This window comes from Parafrankia sp. BMG5.11 (assembly GCF_004337455.1).
The window spans coordinates 72,619-88,126 of record NZ_SJXI01000077.1; the positions used below are offsets into that span (position 1 = coordinate 72,619).

Annotated in this window: 11 protein-coding genes; 7 read left to right on the forward strand and 4 right to left on the reverse strand. The window is 72.3% G+C overall.

Features of this window, described 5'->3' with window-relative positions:
* The first annotated feature begins 147 nt into the window (after window positions 1-147).
* The 3 genes from E0504_RS38755 to E0504_RS50800 all read left to right on the forward strand — a co-directional run bounded on the left by E0504_RS38755 (window position 148) and on the right by E0504_RS50800 (window position 5,593).
* Window positions 148-2,226, forward strand: coding sequence for a polysaccharide biosynthesis tyrosine autokinase (locus E0504_RS38755; RefSeq protein ID WP_243657815.1), 2,079 nt, complete (start codon window positions 148-150; stop codon window positions 2,224-2,226).
* 131 nt (window positions 2,227-2,357) lie between these two features.
* Entirely contained in the window at window positions 2,358-4,148 is a 1,791-nt protein-coding gene (locus E0504_RS38760) for a DUF4012 domain-containing protein (RefSeq protein ID WP_131626855.1), read from the forward strand.
* A gap of 98 nt (window positions 4,149-4,246) precedes the next feature.
* Window positions 4,247-5,593 carry a hypothetical protein gene (locus E0504_RS50800; RefSeq protein WP_165938746.1) on the forward strand — a complete coding sequence of 449 codons (1,347 nt, stop codon included), beginning with the start codon at window positions 4,247-4,249 and terminating at the stop codon, window positions 5,591-5,593.
* A gap of 143 nt (window positions 5,594-5,736) precedes the next feature.
* On the opposite strand, the gene E0504_RS38770 is transcribed toward E0504_RS50800, so the two are convergent.
* From E0504_RS38770 to E0504_RS38785, 4 genes are all read right to left on the reverse strand, one after another.
* Window positions 5,737-7,038 carry an FAD-binding oxidoreductase gene (locus E0504_RS38770; RefSeq protein WP_131626892.1) on the reverse strand — a complete coding sequence of 434 codons (1,302 nt, stop codon included), beginning with the start codon at window positions 7,036-7,038 and terminating at the stop codon, window positions 5,737-5,739.
* A 240-nt stretch (window positions 7,039-7,278) separates the two neighbouring features.
* Complete coding sequence (locus E0504_RS38775; RefSeq protein ID WP_112104696.1) at window positions 7,279-8,022, reverse strand: succinate dehydrogenase/fumarate reductase iron-sulfur subunit; 744 nt, start codon at window positions 8,020-8,022, stop codon at window positions 7,279-7,281.
* 279 nt (window positions 8,023-8,301) lie between these two features.
* Window positions 8,302-10,266 carry a fumarate reductase/succinate dehydrogenase flavoprotein subunit gene (locus E0504_RS38780; RefSeq protein ID WP_112104690.1) on the reverse strand — a complete coding sequence of 655 codons (1,965 nt, stop codon included), beginning with the start codon at window positions 10,264-10,266 and terminating at the stop codon, window positions 8,302-8,304.
* A gap of 1 nt (window position 10,267) precedes the next feature.
* On the reverse strand, window positions 10,268-10,930 hold the full coding sequence (locus E0504_RS38785) for a succinate dehydrogenase cytochrome b subunit (RefSeq protein WP_304598611.1): 663 nt from the start codon (window positions 10,928-10,930) through the stop codon (window positions 10,268-10,270).
* 134 nt (window positions 10,931-11,064) lie between these two features.
* Between E0504_RS38785 and E0504_RS38790 the strand changes: the two genes are divergently transcribed.
* The 4 genes from E0504_RS38790 (at window position 11,065) to E0504_RS38805 (ending at window position 15,314) form a co-directional block, all read left to right on the forward strand.
* Window positions 11,065-11,997 carry a LysR family transcriptional regulator gene (locus E0504_RS38790; RefSeq protein ID WP_112104692.1) on the forward strand — a complete coding sequence of 311 codons (933 nt, stop codon included), beginning with the start codon at window positions 11,065-11,067 and terminating at the stop codon, window positions 11,995-11,997.
* Window positions 11,998-12,687: 690 nt separating this feature from the next.
* A complete protein-coding gene (locus E0504_RS38795; RefSeq protein ID WP_112104693.1) occupies window positions 12,688-13,059 on the forward strand; it encodes a hypothetical protein in 372 nt (123 codons plus the stop codon).
* Window positions 13,060-13,131: 72 nt separating this feature from the next.
* Window positions 13,132-14,235 carry an amidohydrolase family protein gene (locus E0504_RS38800; RefSeq protein ID WP_373693984.1) on the forward strand — a complete coding sequence of 368 codons (1,104 nt, stop codon included), beginning with the start codon at window positions 13,132-13,134 and terminating at the stop codon, window positions 14,233-14,235.
* Between the two features lie 155 nt (window positions 14,236-14,390).
* A complete protein-coding gene (locus tag E0504_RS38805) occupies window positions 14,391-15,314 on the forward strand; it encodes a CAP domain-containing protein (RefSeq protein ID WP_112104694.1) in 924 nt (307 codons plus the stop codon).
* Window positions 15,315-15,508: the final 194 nt, after the last annotated feature.

Consider the following 15,508-nt stretch of genomic DNA (forward strand, 5'->3'; position numbering starts at 1 on the left):
TGACGCGATCCGTCTACTCTACGTCTCCACATGAGGCCATAGAGTAATTGCCACTGTGCGTAAATGGACGACTACCGGTGCGGTACGTTGTGTCTGTTGAGTGTCACGGTGAGTGTTCGGGAGAGGTCCCGGGAGGGTGGTCGGCGAGTGGAACTGCGCGACTACGTGCGCGTCCTGCGTCGAAGCTGGTTGCTCGTGCTGACCTGCGCCCTGTTGGGAGGTCTGCTTGCGGCGACGGCGACCTGGCGGGCGGCCAGGATCTACGCGGCGACGGTGACCATGATCGTGTCGTCCTCGGACAACAGCGAGGGCGTGGCGACCGCCTACCAGGGCGGCCTGCTGTCCCAGCAGCGGGTCAAGTCCTACGCCAACCTCGTCGCCAGCGAGCGGGTGGCCGCGGCGGTCATCGAGCAGCTGAAGCTGGACGACAGCCCGTCCGGTCTGCGCGGGCGTATCCAGGCGCAGGCCATCCCGGACACCGTCCTGCTGCGCGCCGTCGTGCGCGACGCCGATCCGGGCCGCGCGCGGTCGATCGCGGACGCGGTCGGAGAGGCGTTCTCCGAGGCCGTCGCCCGGATCGAGCAGCCGGTCGCGGACGAGCCGCCGTCGGTGCGGGTCAGGGTGTGGGAGCACGCCAAGCTTCCCACCACCCCGGTCTCCCCGCAGCCCGTGCGCAACATCGCGCTCGGGCTGCTGCTGGGCCTGCTGATCAGCATCGGCGCCGCGTTCCTCCGGCACCGCCTCGACACCAGCGTCACCGGGGAGGCGGACGCCGACAGCGTCACCGGGCTGCCGAACCTGGCGATGATCAACTATGACTCGAGCTCCGGGCGGCGGCCGCTGATAATCCACGCGGGCCCGCACTCGCCGCGCGCCGAGTCCTTCCGCCAGCTCCGCACCAACCTGCAGTTCGTGGACGTCGACACCGCCCCCCGGTCGATCCTCGTCAGCAGCTCGGTGCCGGGGGAGGGTAAGACCACCACGGCCTGCAACCTCGCGATCGCCCTGGCACAGGGTGGCGCCCGGGTTTGCCTGGTCGAGGGTGATCTGCGGCGGCCTTCCTTCGGCGAGTACCTGGGCATCGAGTCCGCGGCCGGCCTGACCTCGGTGCTGATCGGCGCGGCCGACCTCGACGACGTGCTCCAGCCCTGGGGCGAGGGCCGGGTCGGCGACGGCCGGGTCGAGGTGCTGCCGAGCGGACCGATCCCGCCCAACCCGAGTGAGCTGCTCGGCTCCCGCAACATGTCCGACCTGATCGAGGTGCTCCACTCCCGCTTCGACATCGTCCTGATCGACGCGCCGCCGCTGCTGCCCGTGACCGACGCCGCCGTGCTGGCGACCCGGGTGGACGGCACCCTGCTGGTCGCCCGGGTGGGACGGACGCGGCGCGAGCAGCTGCACCGGGCCGCGGAGACCCTGCGGGCGGTCGACGCGCGGATGATCGGAACGGTTCTCAACATGGTGCCGACCAAGGGACTGAACGCCCATTACTACGGGCGGTACGAGAGCTACGCGCCGCGCGCCCGGCACGCGCGCGCACCCGGGCTGAACTGGGCTCGCACTCCAGCCGCCCCCGACCGCGGCCTGCGCCCGGCCGGCGGCCGATCCGCGGCGACCGCCAGGCCGGCCTCCGCCGCTTCCCCCGCGACGTCGTCTTCCGGCCAGCCGTCCGGGCAGCGTTCGGCGTCCCGCCCGGGGAACGCCTCGCCCACCGGGTCCGCGGCCCAGGGCGCCTCCGCGTCGGCGGCGCCGGTGAAGCCCGCCCAGGGCGCCCGCAAGGCCGCGACCTGGGCCGTGACCGATGCCGGTCGGGGGGGATCGCGGGCCGGGTCCCGGCTCGGATCCGGGTCGGGAGCATCCGCCCCGGTATCGGCATCCGCCGCGGGATCGGCGGCGGCGTCAGCGCCAGCGGGCCAAGGGGAGCAGGCAGCCGGTCCCGCACAGCCGCCGGCCGCCGCGGCGTCAACGCCCGCCGCCCCGGCGACGAAGCGATCGGCCGCTGGACGGCAGGGCGCGCGCCAGCAGCAGGGCGCCACAGCGCCCGATTCCAACTCGCCGGGGTCTTCGGGCTCCGCGCAGCGGGCGCCTGATCAGGCCACCGAGGCCGGTGCGAACCCGCCGACCGTCGAGATCGCCGCGCAGCGCGAGCCGGGGGACCACACCGCGCCGCTCGCCTATGGCGCGAGCACGCCCGACCGCGGTTCCGACGGTTCGACAGGCCGGTGACGCGGCGGTCGACGGGGGAAGCGGAACGGCCGGCCGGCCAGGGGGAACAGCCGGCCGGGGGAAAGGTGCGGCCGGGCGACGGTGGCACCAGCCCGTCGCCGCGGCGGGAGTGGCGACCGGACCGGAGGATCGTGGCGGGCGGCGCGCTGTTGCTGGTCGTCCTGCTGATGGCCGGCACCTGGATCGTCGTGCGCGGCCTGCTCGCGCGGTCGCACCTGGAGGCCGCCCGGGCACAGATCTCCCGGCTGCAGGCCGCCGTCACGAACGGGGCGGTTCCCGAGGGGGCTGAGCTGCGCCGGGCCGTCGACGAGATCACCGCGCAGACCGAGTCGGCCCGCGCGCTCACCGCCGACCCGCTGTGGTCGCTGGCCGGGCGTGTGCCGCTGGCGGGCTGCCCGCTGCGCTCCAGCGCGGCCCTCGCCGCCGCGCTCCACGATGTGGCCGCCGGCGCGCTGCCGCCGGTCGCCGAGCTGGGGGACCGGCTGGCCCCGTCCAGCCTGCGGTCGGGGATGGCGGTGAACGTCAGGGCGCTTGCCGTGGCGCGAGCGCCTGCCGCGCGGGCCCGGGCGGCCGTCGAATCGTTCGAGGCGGCGGCCCGGCGGGTTTCCGGCTGCGGGTGGCTCGGCGGAGCGGTCGGCCTCGACGAGGCCAGGGAGGAGGCGGTCGCCACCGGCTCCCGGCTGCACGGCGCGCTCGACACGTTGGTCCTCGCCACCCGGCTGGGCCCGGGGATGCTCGGAGCGGACGGTCCCCGCCGCTACCTGCTCGTGGTGCAGAACCCGGCCGAGTCGCGGACGAACGGCGGCATCATCGGCGGGTTCGGCGTGCTGACGGCCACCGGCGGCAGACTGGAGCTCGACGACATCTCCGGCAACGGTGCGCTGCCCGGCGGGTCGACCCAGGCTCGGCCGGTAACCGCGCTGTCGCCCGAGTTCGCAGCGCGCTACGGGGCCTTCTGGCCGGCCAGGGTGTGGGCGAACGTCAACCTCACCCCGGACTACCCGAGCGCGGGGCGGCTCTACTCCCAGCTGTACCGCGCCGGCACCGGGACGGCGGTCGACGGGACGATCAGCCTTGACCCCACCACGCTGTCCTACCTGCTGGCGGCCACCCGCCCGGCCGTCCTGCCCGACGGGCGGGTGATCACGGCTGGAGAACTCGTCGAGCTGGTCGAGTCCCGGGTCTACCAGGAGATCGACGACGTCGCGGCGCGGGACGCCTTCTTCGCCGCGGTCGGCGAGGCGGTCTACGAGGCGGTCGTGTCGGACGCGGGTGCCGCGGGCGGTACGGAGAACCTTCTCCGGGTCATGGCCCGCGCCGCGAGAGAAGGTCGGCTGCTGGTGTCAAGTAACCACGCCGATGAACAGGAGGTGCTTTCCTCGACCGTGCTCGGTGGTGCGTTGCCGGAGGCGCCCGGCCCGTTCCTCGGAGTCGTCACGCAGAACGCTACAGCGAGCAAGCTCGACTACTGGCTGCGACGTAGCACCACCTACCGAATGGAGCGCCAGCCCGACGGGACCGGATATGTGACGATCACCGTGCGGCTGACGAACGCCGCGCCGGTGGGTCTGAGTGACTACGTCCGCAACCGCGCGGACCTCGACGGCCCCGGGCGGCGGAACGAAGAAGCTCAGAACAACCTGTGGTTCTCCCTCTACACCGGGCGCGGGAGCTGGTTCGTCGACGCGCGCCTTGACGGCAGGCCCGTCTCGCTGACATCGGGCGAGGAGCGCGGCCACCCGGTCCTGTCGACGTATCTGACGGTCGACCGGGGCCAGACGCGGACGCTGCAGGTGCGTGTCCTCGAACCGGTGGCCGGCCCGACACTCGCCGTTCGTGGCCAGCCTCTGCCGTTTCCCGAGCGGCTGGTGGTAGAGGGGCTGCCCGTCACCTCACCCTGGTCACAGAGAGTTGGAAAGTGAGTGCGGAGCGTTCTAGACGCTGAGAGTGACTCTCTGTAGTCTCCCCGTAGTCAATCATCCAACGGCTTGAACGGATCATGCTCAGGGAGAGTGTCTGAATGAAGTTCCGAACTCTCGGCGTCGCGCTGCTGGCGGGCGGCGGGCTGGCGCTCGCCGCGCTGCCGGCTTCACCAGCGGCGGCGATCGACGACGAAGGGCCTAGCGGCTGCTTCGGACCGACCGGGGAAGGTGGCGTCAGCAGCTCGGTCGTCATGGTGGGCGAGCCAATCTACTTCAGTGGATGCGGCTTCGCGCCGTCGACATCGGTGAGAGTCGAGGTCAACGGAATCTACCGGGACAATGCCTCCGTCGACGGCGACGGCTTGTTCGGCATGAACCTCACCTTCTCCACCGCGGGTGTCCAGACGATCACCGCAGTCGGTACCGCCATTACTGGCCCCGGCGGGCCATATCCGCCTGTTGGGCCGGTACTGCCGGCGCCGGTGGACCCGCCGCCCGGTGATCCGGGGCCGCCGGACGTGCCCGCTGGGCCGGTATCGCCGGCGCCGGTGGACCCGCCGCCCGGTGATCCGGGGCCGCCGGACGTGCCTGGTGAGCCGGGACTGCTGGACGACTTCGGCGGGCCGGTCCTCCCGGATGCACCGCCGGCCGCGACCGAGCCGGTGGCGCCGGGTGTCGCCGCGACCGACCCGGCTGTGCCGGGTGTACCCGGCGTGCCGGCAGCCGTGACCGAGCCGGTGGTCCCGGATGCCGCGGCGGCCGTGACCGAGCCGCCTGTGCCGACCGGTCTCAGCGTGCTGGACAAGGACAAGGGCTACGAGGACTGGCCGGTGGGCGTGGAGGGCGAGCGCATCGTCACCGCCTCGGTGCTGGTCATCGGAATCGGTGAGCGCGGCATCACCGGTCTGCCCTTCGACCCGGCCCTGGTCGGGAGCTGGGTCGGCGACTGGGTCCGCTGGGGCGTCGGCGGCTTCGACAAGGACCGTGACCGCTCCTGCTTCGGCGACGGCTTCGACAAGGACCGCGGCAAGGTCGACGGTGTCAGGGACGACAGGTTCGGTGAGCACCGCGACGGTCTGGCCGCCCCGGTGGCCGCGCCACTGGCCGACGTCCGGGACGACAAGGACGACCGGGACGACAAGGATGGCTGGGACGACAAGGCCGTCCGGGACGACAAGGACGACCGGGACGACCGGGACGACAAGGACGGCAGGGACCGCAACGGTGACTGCATCATCGCCGGTGGCGTGGTCGGTGTCGGCGGTGTCGGCGGTGTCGGCGGTGTCGGCGGCGCCGGCGGCGCAGGCGCGGCCGGTGGGGCGCTGCCCTTCACCGGTGTCGCGACCGGTGCCATGGCCTCCATTGCCGTCGCGCTGCTCGGCGGCGGTGTGCTGCTGCGGGTAGCCGCTCGCCGTCGCCGCCTCACCGGCCGGATGCAGGGCTGACCCGTCCAGGCTGAGGAAGTGCGGTCCGGCACCGTGGGGAAGAGGTGATCCGGCACCACCTGTGAACGGCTCGGGCCGCTCGCGCGAATCTCGCGCGGGCGGCCCGTCGCCGTTCCGCCGCGAACCGAGCCCGCCGCTGGCCGCTACCGGTGTCGCAGGCCCGAAGCGGCGGAGCGGGGCCAGCGGGCCGACCTGCGCAGCGGGTCGAACGGGGCCAGCTCGGGTGGTGTCCGCCCGTCGACCAGTGCCTCAGCCACCAGCCGCCCGGTGATCGGGCCCAGGGTGATGCCCCACATCCCGTGGCCGCCAGCCACGTGCACCCGCGGTGAGGATGTCGGCCCGACGAGCGGCAGCCCGTCCGGCGTGCACGGGCGCGGGCCCACCCACTCCAGTGTCCGCGAGCGCAGGTCGACCCCGCGCAGCAGCTCGCCCGCGGCCGCGGCGATCGCGTCGACGCGGCGCGGGTCCGGCGCGGCGTCGGGACGGCGGAACTCCATCATCCCGGCGATCCGCAGGCCGTCCCCGATCGGGGTGCAGGCCACCCGGGAGGCCGGGAAGTAGATCGGCCCGGTGGGCGGCTTCTCCACCGCGGCGGTGAACGAGTAGCCGCGGCCGGCCTGCACCGTCGACCGCACCCCGTAACGGGCCGCCAGCCGGGGCAGCCAGGCGCCGGTCGCCAGCACCACCGCATCGAAGTGCACAGGTGGCTCGGTGTGGTCGGCCAGCGCGAGCACCACCCGGGAGCCCAGGTCGATGACCTTGTCGACGCCGACTCCCTCCCGGATGATCCCGCCGCGCTCGCGCACCGCGTCCGCCAGCGCGGCGACGAACCGGCCCGGGTCGCAGTAGCGCTGCCCGTGCACCTGGACGACGTGGGTGATCTGGTCGGAGAGCAGGGGAGCGAGGTCCCGCGCTGTCAGTGGATCAAGCGCGACCGCGTCCACCGGCTGGCCGCAGGCCCGGACGTCGTCGAGCTCGGCGAGCAGCGCGTCGGCGCCGCGCTGGTCGCGGTAGCAGGCCAGGAACGGGGCGGCGGCCCGGGTCGGCGCGGCCACCCCGCCGTCCGCGAGGTCGTCGAAGGCGTCCAGGCTGCGCCGGGTCAGCGGGGACAGCGCCCGCATCGCCGCCCGCCACCGGTCGTGCGTACTGTGCGCGACGAAGCCGGCGAGGAAGCGGCCGAGCGCCGGGTCGGCCGCCGGCGGCAGGTAGACGGGGCTGTCCGGCCGGAGCAGCATCCGCAGGCCATAGCGCAGCACGGCCGGTTCCGGCAGGGGCGTGGCCAGCCCCGGGGTGAGCCAGCCCGCGCTGCCCCAGGACGCGCCGGCCCCGCCCCAGACCGGACCGGGCGTCACCCGGTCGCGTTCGAGGACGGTGACGCCGACCCCGCGTTCCTGGAGGAACCAGGCCACACAGAGCCCGACCATGCCGCCGCCGACGACGGCCACGTGGTCGGGGCGTGGCCCTGCGGAGCGCGCCCTGGGGGCGGAGGAGATGACATGCGCGGGACGAGGGTCCACGACCGAAGATGTTCCCGCCCGTGGGCCGTTCAGCCCTCCGGCCGCCGAAACAGCCACCAACCGGGCACCTGCGGGCCACCCCGCCAGGTGGGCGGGGCGGCCGGCGTCGAGTGGCGCGGGCGGGCGGGCGCCGGGCGGGCGGGCGGCGCGGTGTGGGTGGGACGGCGGCTACCGCCGGGTGACGGCCCGCAGGTACTCGCGGTTCAGGTTCCCGATGCTCGTCAGCGGGATGCCCTTCGGGCAGGCCACGGTGCACTCACCGGTGTTGGTGCAGCCGCCGAAGCCCTCGGCGTCCATGGCCTCGACCATGTTGCGGACCCGGGTCTCGCGCTCCGGGGCGCCCTGGGGCAGCAGGTTGAGGTGGGTGACCTTGGCCGAGGTGAACAGCATCGACGACCCGTTCGGGCACGCCGCCACGCAGGCACCGCAGCCGATACAGGTCGCGTTGTCGAACGCGGCGTCGGCGACGGGCTTGGGCACCGGCGTCGAGTGCGCCTCGGGCGCGCTGCCGGTGACCACCGAGATGTAGCCGCCGGCGCCGATGATGCGGTCGAAGCTGGAGCGGTCGACGACCAGGTCCCGCACGACCGGGAAGGCACCGGCCCGCCACGGCTCGACGTCGATGACGTCGCCGTCGTTGAACGAGCGCATGTGGAGCTGGCAGGTCGTGGTGCGGTCACGCGGGCCGTGCGCCTGGCCGTTGATGACCACTCCGCACGCGCCGCAGATGCCCTCGCGGCAGTCGTGGTCGAAGGCCACCGGATCCTGGCCCTCGAGGATGAGCCGCTCGTTGAGCACGTCGAGCATCTCGAGGAAGGACATGTCCGGGCTGACGTCGGGCAGGTCGTAGGTGACCATGGCACCGCGGTCCTCCGGGCCGCGCTGCCGCCAGATCCGAAGGGTGAGGTTCACGGTCGGGGCTCCTTCGAGTGCTGTGGGCTCGTCGCGCGGCGCGCGGACGTCCATGATCGCGCCGCCTGTGGCGCGGGGAAGACTGATGGCGGGGAGCGGGGAGCGGGGGAGGGGCGCGTCCGGAGCGGCCGGCGGCCGCTGGCTGCTCCGGACGGGACGTGCCCACGGCCGCCCGGGCTCACCCGGTGGGACGTGTGCCGGCCGCCGCTGGCAGCCCCGTCGCCGGCCGCCACCGTACCGCCCCACATCGGGGCGACGGGCGGCGGCCGACCAGGAGGATCACGAGTAGTTGCGCTGGGCCAGGTGGACGTAGTCGAACTGCAGCGGCTCCCGGTGCAGCACCGGGGCCCCGCCGGTGTACTCCCACGCCGCCGCGTAGGCGAAGCGCTCGTCGTCGCGCAGCGCCTCGCCGTCCGGGGTCTGGCTCTCCTCGCGGAAGTGGCCGCCGCAGGACTCGGCGCGGTGCAGGGCGTCGATGCACAGCAGCTCGCCGAACTCGAGGAAGTCCGCGATCCGGTTCGCCTTCTCCAGCGACTGGTTCAGCTCGCCGGAGTCGCCTGGCACCTTCACCCGCCGCCAGAACTCCTCGCGCATCTCCGGGATGCGGGCGAGCGCCTTGCGCAGGCCCGCCTCGGTGCGGCCCATGCCGCACTCGTCCCAGATGAGCTCGCCGAGCTCGCGGTGGAACGAGTCGGGCGTGCGGTCGCCGTTGATCTCCAGCAGCCGGCCGAGCCGGCCGGTGACCTCGCCGACCACGGACGTCACCGTCGGGTCGTCCAGGCTGACCGAGCCCAGCTTGGTGCTGGCGATGTAGTTGCCGATCATGGGTGGTAGGACGAAGTAGCCGTCGGCCAGGCCCTGCATGAGGGCGCTGGCGCCGAGGCGGTTCGCGCCGTGGTCGGAGAAGTTGGCCTCACCGATCACGAACATCCCGGGGATGGAGCTCTGCAGGTCGTAGTCGACCCACAGCCCGCCCATCGTGTAGTGGACGGCCGGGTAGATCCGCATCGGGACCTTGTACGGGTCCTCGCCGGTGATCCGCTCGTACATCTCGAACAGGTTGCCGTACTTCTCGCGGACCTTGTCCTCGCCCATGCGCTTGATGGCGTCGGCGAAGTCGAGGTACACACCGAGCCCACCCGGGCCGACGCCGCGGCCGTCGTCGCACTGGTACTTCGCCGCGCGCGACGCGATGTCACGCGGGACCAGGTTGCCGAAGGCCGGGTAGATCCGCTCCAGGTAGTAGTCGCGCTCGGCCTCGGGGATCTGGTCCGGCGAGCGGGTGTCGCCCTTCTGCTTGGGCACCCAGATGCGGCCGTCGTTGCGCAGCGACTCGCTCATCAGCGTGAGCTTGCCCTGGTACTCCCCGGAACGGGGGATGCAGGTCGGGTGGATCTGCGTGTAGCAGGGGTTGGCGAACAGCGCCCCGCGCCGGTGGGCCCGCCACGTCGCCGTGGTGTTGGAGCCCTTGGCGTTCGTGGAGAGGAAGAAGACGTTGCCGTAGCCGCCGGTGGCGAGCACGACCGCGTCCGCCAGGTACGGAGTGATCTTGCCGGTGACCAGGTCGCGGGCGACGATGCCCCGGGCCCGGCCGTCGATGACGATCAGGTCGAGCATCTCGGTGCGGGGGTGGATCTCCACCCCGCCGGCGTCGATCTGGCGGGACAGCGCCTGGTAGGCGCCGATCAGCAGCTGCTGGCCTGTCTGGCCCCGCGCGTAGAAGGTCCGCTGGACCTGCACGCCGCCGAAGGAGCGGGTGTCGAGCAGGCCGGAGTACTCGCGGGCGAACGGCACGCCCTGCGCGACGCACTGGTCGATGATCTGCGTCGAGATCTGGGCGAGCCGGTAGACGTTGGACTCGCGGGCGCGGAAGTCGCCGCCCTTGACCGTGTCGTAGAACAGCCGGTAGACGGAGTCGCCGTCGTTGCGGTAGTTCTTCGCCGCGTTGATGCCGCCCTGCGCGGCGATCGAGTGCGCGCGCCGGGGCGAGTCCTGGAAGCAGAACTGGATGACGTTGTAACCCTGCTCGGCCAGGGTCGCGCCGGCCGCGCCGCCGGCGAGGCCGGTACCGACCACGATCACGGTGTGGCGGCGGCGGTTGGCGGGGTTGACCAGCTTGGCGGCGAACTTGCGCCGGTCCCAGCGGGTTTCGATCGGGCCGTCCGGGGCGGCGGTGTCGACGATGTCGTCGCCCACCGTCCAGTAGGAGCCTCCGCCAGAGCCGAGGGAGGTCGTCTCGGGCATCTCAGTCCACCAATCCGGCCAGCACGGCGATGGGAACGACCATGAAACCCGCCGAGAGGAGGACCGCCAGCACGGTCGCGACGGCCTTCAGGTTCTTTTCCCGGGCCGCACTGTGCACGCCGAGGGTACGAGCAGCGCTCCAGAATCCGTGATGGATGTGGAGACCGAGCGCTAGCATGGCGATGATGTAGAAAAGTGTGACCCACCACACGGAGAAGCTGGACACCACGTTGTCGTAGGCGGCGCCCTCAACCCCGTTGCGGTTGAGCGTCAGAGCCGTGAAATCGAGGAGGTGGTAGATGATGAACAGGCCGATGATGATGCCGCCGTAGCGCATCGTGTTCACGGCGTAGCTCGCCTCGAGCCGCTGCCGGTGCGAGTACTTCTGCGGCCGGGCCCTGAGGTCGCGCCGGCTCAGCTGGTACGCCGACGCGGCATGCAGGACCACCGCCCCGAGCAGCAGGGCTCGCATGACCCAGAGGAACCAGGCTTCGTGGAGCGCCGGTACTCCGATCGAGCGCAGCCAGTGCGCGTACTCGTCGAAGCTCTCGCGGCCGAAGAAGATCTTCAGGTTCCCGAGCATGTGGGCGAGGAGATAGAGGAGCATCACCGCCCCGGTGACGGCCATCACAGCCTTCTTGCCGATGGTGGACCGCCAGAAGATGCCTACGGGGGACGTAGGCCGCGCGTCGTTCGTTACAGCCACGTTGGGAAACCCTAAGGACAAGTCTCCGAGTGGTCCAAGACATGATGGGCCTGATCTCGATAGCCAGTAACTATCGTCGGCTACCCTAAGGTGTGCAGCTCCATCAGCTTGCGTATTTCGTGGCCGTGGCCGAGACCAGGCACTTCACCCGTGCGGCCGAGCGTGAGCACGTAGCGCAGCCGTCCCTCTCGCAACAGATCCGTGCCCTGGAACAGGAGCTGGGTAGTCCCCTGTTCAACCGAATGCGGGGGAACATCACACTCACTCCGGCAGGGGAGACACTGCTCCCGCTGGCACGAAGGATCCTCGCCGACACCGAGACGGCCCGCCGTCAGGTGCAGGAGCTGCTCGATCTGCGGCACGGCACCGTGCGGCTGGGCGCGACGCCGAGCCTGTGCACCGGGTTCCTGCCCGAGGTGCTGCACGCCTTCCACCTCGACTACCCGGGCATCCGGCTGCTCGTCGAGGAGGGCGGCTCACGCGATCTCATCCGCGACCTGGCGCAGGGCCACCTCGACCTGGCGCTCATCATCCTTCCGCTGCACAGCTCGGATCCGGCGCTGTCGACCACGCCACTGCTGCGCGAGGACTTGGTCGTCGTCACGTCCGAGAACTCCCCGCCGCCGGCGCGGGACGGCCACCTCCAGGTGTCCGACCTGCGCCACCGCCCGCTGGTGATGTTCCGCCGGGGCTACGACCTCCGGGAGTTCACCGTGAGTGCCTGCCGGATCGCCGGCTTCGAGCCGACCTTCGCGATCGAGGGCGGGGAGATGGACGCGGTGGTCGGCTTCGTCGAGGCCGGGCTGGGTGCCGCGGTGATCCCGAGCATGGTCGCCCGGCGCCAGCGGCTGCGTACCACCGCCTTCGCCCCGCCCGGTCTGCACCGGACGATCGGGCTGGCCCACCGCCGTGACGTCGAGCCGCCGCGGGCGGCCCAGGAGCTGCGGCGCAGCCTGCGGGCCTACCTGAAGAGCACGGCCGAGGCCGGAACGCTCCCGCCGGGCACGGATCTCCTGCCCGGCTGACACGCGTCTCCCGGTTCGGATGACGTACGTCTCCGGGCTGGATGAAACGCGTCCGCTGGCCTGGATGGCACACGCTCTGCGCGACCATATCTATCACGGAGAGTATTACCCTCGCGAATATGATGTACATCACGTTTGTGAATGTGTATTTCCTGGTCGGCGTTGGCCTCTGAGTACTCCGTAATGTCCGCAACCAGCTGTTCGAAGCAATTCGGAGCCGGGTTCGGAGATTGGGGTGACGGTGTCGGGTGACCGGCGCCGAAGTTGTTGCGGTGCAGGCGATTCCGTTGACGGGTCCCGGTGCCGGGAACGGGGGGTCGGTGCTGTGGTGGACCATGTTCGCCAAGCCGTTTCTCGATCTTTCCTGCCGGCTGGGAGCCGGCCGGTGGTGCATTGGTGTCACGGTGGGCCTGAGGCTGCCCCCGCTCCCCGCCCGCGGGTCCCCCACGCATCTGACCAGCACACGTTCCCGGATCTTCGTGGGCGTCCCGGCCTGGGAGGGGGCGCGGGATCTTGACCGCGCTCGGCGACCGGGCGGGGCGCATGGGCCAGTGGGGCGAGATGCGTAGACGGGCCGAGAACACCTGGTTCGAGCGGTCGAATGTAGCTGCGACTGAGCAGCAGGAGAACTCGTCGGAGCGTTCGGAGCCCGGCGTTCCGGATACTCAGGAAATACGTGCGGGAGGCAATATGAACAGCGTCGACATCGCTCTCAAGGAAGCGATGGAGATCGATGGTGCGACCGGGGTCGCGCTGGTCGACTTCACCAGTGGGATGACGCTCGGCACGCTGGGAAGCAGCCACACCCTGGACCTGGAGGTGGCAGCGGCCGGTAACACCGAGGTGATCCGGGCGAAGATCCGCACCATGGACAGCCTGGGTCTGGCGGACTCCATCGAGGACATCCTCATCACCCTGGGCCGCCAGTACCACCTGATCCGCCTGCTGCAGAGCCACTCCGGGCGGGGGCTGTTCCTCTACCTGGTGCTCGACAAGTCGCGAGCGAACCTCGCGCTGTCCCGGCACCGCCTGCGCACCAACGAGGCACAGCTCGACCTCTGAGTCACGCCGCCGGGCCCCCGGGGCCGCCGATCCGGCGGTATCCCCGGGGGACGGCCGCTTCAGGCGGGGAAGATGGAGGGCGTGACGACCACGCCGACGCTGCGGATCACCGGCCACGTCCTGGTGGGCCCCGACGACGTCCGGGATGAGGCCTGGGTGGTCGACGGGCGGGTGAGCTTCTCCGCCCCGACCGGGGCCGCCGCGCGCGACGTGCGCACCGTGTCAGGGTGGGCGATTCCCGGCCTCGTCGACGCGCACTGCCACGTGGGCCTCGTCGCGACCGGGGCCACCGACGCCGCGACCGCCGAAGACCAGATCCGCACCGACCGGGACACCGGCGCCCTCCTGCTGCGCGACGCGGGATCGCCGTCCGACACCCGCTGGATCGACGGCCGCCCGGACCTGCCGCGACTGATCCGCGCCGGCCGGCACATCGCGCGGCCCAGGCGCTACCTGCGCGGCTACGCGGCCGAGGTGGACCCCGGGGACCTCGTCGCCGAGGTCATCGAGCAGGCCGGCCGCGGCGACGGCTGGGTCAAACTCGTCGGTGACTGGATCGACCGGTCCGTGGGCGACCTCGCCCCCTGCTGGCCGCCGGACGCGGCCCGCGCCGCGATCGACGCCGCACACGCCCACGGCGCCCGGGTGACGGCACACTGTTTCGCAGAGAACTCCCTCGCGGACCTGGCCCGGGCCGGCATCGACTGCGTCGAACACGCCACCGGGCTCACCGCCGACACCATCACGCTGTTCGCCGAGCGCGGCGTCGCGATCGTCCCGACCCTGGTGAACATCGCGACCTTCGAAGGGATCGCCGCCGGCGCCGAGGCGAGGTTCCCCACCTACGCCCGCCACATGCGCGACCTGCACGCCCGCCGGTACGACACCGTGGCCGCCGCGCACGAGGCCGGCATTCCGATCTACGTCGGCACGGACGCCGGCGGCTCCCTCCCGCACGGCCTGGTGGCGGACGAGGTGGCCGAGCTCGTCGCCGCCGGCCTCCCGCCGCGGACGGCCCTGAGCGCCGCCTGCTGGGACGCCCGCCGCTGGCTCGGCCGACCCGGCCTGGAGGAGGCCGCGCCCGCCGACCTCGTGGTCTACCCCGAGGACCCGACCGCGGACGTCCGCGTACTGCGCGCCCCCGACCTCATCGTCCTGCGCGGCCGCGCGATCTAGACGTCCCTTCGGGCCGTGGGCCCGGCGGAACCTCTCCGCGTGTCGCTCGTTCCACGTGTGGTGGGGCGGCGCCGTACCGATGCGCGGTACTACCGATGCGCCTGTGTCGATGCGCGGAGCCCGGTGACTGGTGAGAAAGAGAGGCGGAGGGCCGGATGACGGAGCTGGTGTCCGGCGCGAACCTGACCCTGCCCGGCCCCGTGGTCGCGCTGTCACTCCCCGGTCCCTTCGATGTGACCGCTCTGGTCCTCGGGCCGGACGGCCGAGTCTCCGGCGACCGGGACATGATCTTCTACAACCAGCCGACCGGTCCCGGTGTCACCCTGCGCGCCACCGCGGGCGTGCCTTCCGTCGAGCTCGACCTGGATGGCCTGCGCCCCGGCGGTGAGCGGGTCGTCCTGGTCGCGAGCCCCGCCGACGGCGCCACCCCCTTCGGTCGGCTGCCACCACCGCTGGCCACCCTGCGCGCCGCCGGCCGCACGATCGCGACGCTGCGCCCACCCCGCCTCGGGACGCAGACGGCGCTACAGCTCGCCGAGCTCTACCGGCGGGACAGGAACTGGAAGATCCGCGCGCTCGGCCTGGGCTACGCGGACGGACTGGCCGGGCTCGCCCGCGACTTCGGCGTCGATGTCAGCGCTGATGGCGGCGTCGACGCCGGGCCGGCCGGGGGAGTTTCCCGCGCGCCGGACGGTGGGGACCTCGCCGAGGTCGTGGCGCTGACGAACGTCGAACGAGCCCGGGGCGGCCTGGTCGCCCTGGTCACCGAGCCGCGGCTGGCCGCGGCGGCGCACCGGCACAGCGCCGACATGGCGACCCGGGGATTCTTCGCCCACGACACCCCGGACGGCATCACGGTGGCCGACCGGGTCCTGGCCGCCGGCTACTCCTACGCCGTCGTGGCCGAGAACATCGCGGCCGGCCAGCGCACCGCCGCCGAGGTGGTCGCCGGCTGGATGAACAGCCCGCCGCACCGCGCGAACATCCTGCGCCCCGAGGTCCGCCAGACAGGCGTGGCCCGCTTCGACGGCGGCGAGTACGGCGTCTACTGGACCCAGGTCTTCGGCACCCCCCGCTGACTCCCGCGCCCGGCACTTCGGTGTGTCCCCACGCTGGTGGAATTGCGGTGGCCGTCCATTGCCGGCGGCAGCCGGGTCCAAAGGTGGCGATTCGTCGGCGGCTGGTGTGACGTAGGGTCTCCCGGACGCCGGTCGAGGGCTGAATGCCCTGGTCCGGGCCCCTCGGAGCGGTGCCGGCGGGGTCTGGGGCCGGT

Bases quoted from the DNA above. Each gene is read 5' to 3' on its own strand.
- E0504_RS38800 (WP_373693984.1), top strand. From the start codon at position 13,132: ATGGAGGGCGTGACGACCACGCCGACGCTGCGGATCACCGGCCACGTC.
- E0504_RS38795 (WP_112104693.1), top strand. From the start codon at position 12,688: ATGAACAGCGTCGACATCGCTCTCAAGGAAGCGATGGAGATCGATGGT.
- E0504_RS38805 (WP_112104694.1), top strand. From the start codon at position 14,391: ATGACGGAGCTGGTGTCCGGCGCGAACCTGACCCTGCCCGGCCCCGTG.
- E0504_RS38780 (WP_112104690.1), bottom strand. From the start codon at position 10,266: ATGCCCGAGACGACCTCCCTCGGCTCTGGCGGAGGCTCCTACTGGACG.
- E0504_RS50800 (WP_165938746.1), top strand. From the start codon at position 4,247: ATGAAGTTCCGAACTCTCGGCGTCGCGCTGCTGGCGGGCGGCGGGCTG.